The sequence below is a fragment of the Pantoea conspicua genome (assembly GCF_002095315.1).
GTDB classification, from domain to species: Bacteria; Pseudomonadota; Gammaproteobacteria; order Enterobacterales; family Enterobacteriaceae; genus Pantoea; species Pantoea conspicua.
This window is the reverse complement of sequence record NZ_MLFN01000095.1, coordinates 1-3,937: the sequence shown is the minus strand read 5'-3', so window position 1 is coordinate 3,937 and position 3,937 is coordinate 1. Positions and strand designations below refer to the sequence as shown.

General features: G+C 62.6%; 4 protein-coding genes. All 4 read left to right on the top strand.

Annotated elements, in window-relative coordinates:
• A partial coding sequence (locus tag HA41_RS19255; RefSeq protein ID WP_143807382.1) for a TOBE domain-containing protein occupies positions 1 to 629 on the top strand: 629 nt, incomplete at its 5' end.
• Positions 630 to 644: 15 nt separating this feature from the next.
• Positions 645 to 1,646 carry an ABC transporter substrate-binding protein gene (locus HA41_RS19250; protein ID WP_094122094.1) on the top strand — a complete coding sequence of 334 codons (1,002 nt, stop codon included), beginning with the start codon at positions 645 to 647 and terminating at the stop codon, positions 1,644 to 1,646.
• A 2-nt stretch (positions 1,647 to 1,648) separates the two neighbouring features.
• Positions 1,649 to 3,388, top strand: coding sequence for an ABC transporter permease (locus HA41_RS19245; RefSeq protein ID WP_094122093.1), 1,740 nt, complete (start codon positions 1,649 to 1,651; stop codon positions 3,386 to 3,388).
• Positions 3,376 to 3,937: MBL fold metallo-hydrolase (locus HA41_RS19240; RefSeq protein ID WP_143807381.1), on the top strand; the 562-nt coding region annotated here is incomplete at its 3' end. The genes HA41_RS19245 and HA41_RS19240, both read left to right, overlap by 13 nt.

Sequence of the window (3,937 nt, the reverse complement as noted above, 5' to 3'; positions counted from 1 at the left end):
CCCTGGCGCGCTGCCTGGTGGCCCGGCCCACGCTGGTGCTGCTGGATGAGCCGCTGGCTAACCTCGATGTCCACCTGCGCGCCACGATGGAAGAGGAGTTCCGGCGCTTCCATCGCCACAGCGGCGCTACCTTACTCTATATCACCCACGATCAACGCGAAGCGATGGCCTTAGCCGACCGCATCGTGGTGCTCGATCACGGCAAAGTGATGCAGTTCGCCAGTCCGCAGACCCTGTGGCGCGAACCGGCTAACGAGATGGTCGCCACCTTTATTGATGACGGGCGAGTGCTGCCGGTCAGCGACATTGAACCGCTCGATCCGGGCAAAGCGACCGCCACGCTGTGCGGGCTGCGGGTGCTGCTGCGTTGTTCGCCTCGCCAGCGTCCGCAGCCGCACGGCCAGGCCAGCTTCCACACCGTCAGTTTCCATCTGGCTGCGGCGGATGAACGCCAGTTTGCCGCTCGCGTTGAGCGCATTATCTTTCGCGGCGGCCACCATCAGATCAATCTTCGACCGCTTAATCAACCGGATGTCAGCCTGTCGCTGACGCTTAACGATGCGGCTTTACTGGCGGTGGATGACACCGTTGGCGTCGCCGTCGATGACGGCTGGATTCTTCCTGCATAAAGGGTTTCACTGATCATGAAAACGGCTTTTCGTACTTCGCTCCACGCGCTGTTGTTGTTATCGGGCCTGGCGGCCTCAACCCTGTCGCAGGCGGCGGATGCGCCTGGTGGCAAACTGGTGATCTACACCTCGCAGGCACCTGAAATCGCCCAACAGACCATTGATGCCTTCAAAGCTGCTTATCCGGGGGTTGAGGTGGAATGGACCCGCAACGGCACCACCCAGCTGATGAATGTGCTGCATACCGAAATGATGAGCGGCCAGGTGAAACCTGATGTGCTGCTGGTGGCCGACGCGATAAATCTGGGTGCGCTCAAAAAAGAGGGGCAGCTCTACCCGTATCTAACCGCACCGGTCAGCCACCTGAAGCCCGCCTATTACGATGCGGATAAAACCTTCTTCGGCACCAAAATTATCGCCACGGTGATCGCTTACAACACCCAGCGCGCAAAGCCGGTCAGTAGCTGGAAAGCGCTGGCGGTAGCGGAAAACAGAGGTCAGATTGCCGTGCCCAGCCCGCTCTATTCCGGCGCGGCGCTTTACAAGCTGCACACCGACATCAACACCCCGTCCATTGGCTGGCAATTCTATCAGCAGCTGGCGGCGATCGGCATCGCGCCGCAGGGCGGTAACGGACCGGCGCTGAAAGCAGTCGCCAGCGGCATGGACAAATATGGCGTCATCACCGATGCCGATATTATCCGCGCCAAAAAGCAGGGCTCGCCCATCGATCTGGTCTATCCGCTGGAGGGCGTCTCCTATGTGACCGAGCCGGTGGCGATCATGAAGTCGGTGCATAATCTGCCGGCTGCCAAAGCGTTTGTCGATTTCATGCTGTCGGAAGCGGGTCAGCAGCTGGTGGCGAAACAGGGCAACCGGCCGGTGGATGCGCGCGTGGCGGCACCCGAGGGTTTTGCGCCGATTGATCAGATTAAACTGCTGACGCCGGACGTGGCGAAAGCCGTGGCCGATGATGCCCAGGTGCGCGAAACCTTCACCGAACTGTTTGGTGGCTGACCATGAGCGTGCTGGGCAACGAATGGCGTAGCGGGCAGGCTGCCAGGCGCGGCAGATGGCGGGCGGAACCGCTGGTGCTGGCGCTGCTGGTACTGGTGATCGGTCTGTTGTCGGTGGCCCCCTTTGCCCGGCTGATCTTAACCGCGCTGGCCCCCGATGGCTTGGTGGATGGTAATCGTTTGCTGCGGTTACTCACCAGCCGCCGGGTGCTCAGTGCCACGCTGAATACCCTGACGATCGGCATCAGCGCGACGCTGTTGTCGCTGCTGCTGGGGACGCTAGCCGCCTGGCTGGTGGCGCTGACCGATCTGCGCGCCAAAGCCGCCTGGGTATTTGCCTTTATTCTGCCGCTGATGATCCCGCCGCAGGTGACCGCGCTGGCCTGGATTCAGGCGCTGGCCCCGGGAAGCGCGCTGGCCGCCCTGGTGAACGCGCTGGGCGGATCCTGGCTGACGGCAGGTGAACAGCCGCTCTATTCTGCCACCGGCATGGTGCTGCTGCTGGGCCTGCACAATGCGCCGCTGGTGTTTCTGACGGTACGTGCCGGGCTGCGTCGGTTACCCGCTGAACTGGTCGAGGCGGCCCGCATTAGCGGCGCGTCGCCGCGACAGATCCTGTTGACGGTGATCCTGCCGCTGGCACGACCCGCGATCTTCGCCGGTGCGGCGCTGGCGTTTGTCGCCGCCGTCGGGAACTTCGGCATTCAGGCGATGCTGGGGATACCGGCACGGGTGCCGACGCTGATTACGCTGGTTTATCAGCAGCTCAATACCCTCGGACCGGATGCGCTGCCCAATACCGCCGTCTACTCAATGCTGATTGCATTTATTACGCTCGCCGGGATGCTGATCAGTAGCTGGCTCGGCGGGCGACGCGATGTGCGGGTCAGCGGATCGCCGCGTCCCTGGCACCAGCCGCTGCGTCACACCCGGCTACCGATCGAAATTGCTGCCTGGCTGTGGATGATGACCACTTTACTGCTGCCGCTCAGCGCTTTGCTGACCACTGCCTTAACCCGCGGTTTTGGTCAGGCGCTGAACCGGCAAACCCTGACGCTGGAAAATTTTCAGCAGGCGCTGTGGGGCTATCCGGCGATCCGTCAGGCATTTTTTACCAGCCTGTGGCTCACGGGTCTGACGGCGGTGCTGCTCAGCATCATGGCACTGTTTCTGGCCTTCTTTCTTAGCTGGCGTCGCACCCGGCTGGTCCGTGGATTAGGGGTCGCCAGTGAACTGACCTATGCGCTGCCCGGCATTGTCACCGGCGTGGCAGCGATACTGTTTTTCCTTCGGCCGCTGCCGCTGCTCGGTTTTTCCCTGTATGGCACGGTGTGGATCATTCTTGCAGCCTATCTGGCCAATTTCCTCGCGCTGGTACTCAGGCCGACGCTGGCCGGATTCGCGCAGATTGAACCCTCACTGGATGAAGCGGCGCGCTTGTGCGGTGCAGGCCTGATGCGGCGAATGATCGATATCCTGCTGCCGCTGGCGGCACCCTCGATACTGGCTGGCACGCTGCTGGTGTTCCTGACTGCGCTGAATGAAATACAGGTTTCGGTGCTGCTGGTTACGGCGCAAACCCAGACGCTTGGCCCGACCATTATCTTCCTTGATGAAGGCGGATCGGCACCGCTGGCGGCGGCAGTCGGCTGCCTGATGATCCTGGTGGTACCGGGCTTAATGTTACTGGCGTCGCGGCTGACGCGCCGTCTGCCGCAGGGAGTGCTGCCATGGCAAGCCTGACGGTAATCAGCGGCGTCGGCGGCAAACTGCCGGCCGCTTTTCTGCTGGAGATTGAAGGGTACCGGCTGCTGTGGGATTTGGGTGCCGGGCCGGAGCCAGGCGTACGGCCTGCAATCGCCGCCATCGGTCAGGTCGATGCGCTCTGCCTGACCCATTCCCACGTTGACCATGCGGCGGCGCTCGATAGCTGGGCCGACATCGGCTCACCACCAGTTTATGCCAGTGACCTCACCTGGCAGCAGCTGGGCGAGTGCGACGTCCCGCAGCAGGCGCGGCGCATCCTGCCCCTGCATGGCCAGTGCGCACTGGGACCGCTGAATCTGTTCACCGGACGCAGCGGACATTCGCCGGGATCGATCTGGTTTCATCTGCCGGTGGCGGGTGGTATCACTTATATGGGTGACTGGAGTCGCGAGTCGCTGCTGCTGCCGTTCGACTGCCCGCCACGCGCGCGACTGTTGATCACCGATGGCTCCTATGGCGATCGGAATCAGCGGCTGGCGCAGCAGATTGACGCGCTGGCACAGGCGGCCAGGCCGGGCGCGGTGA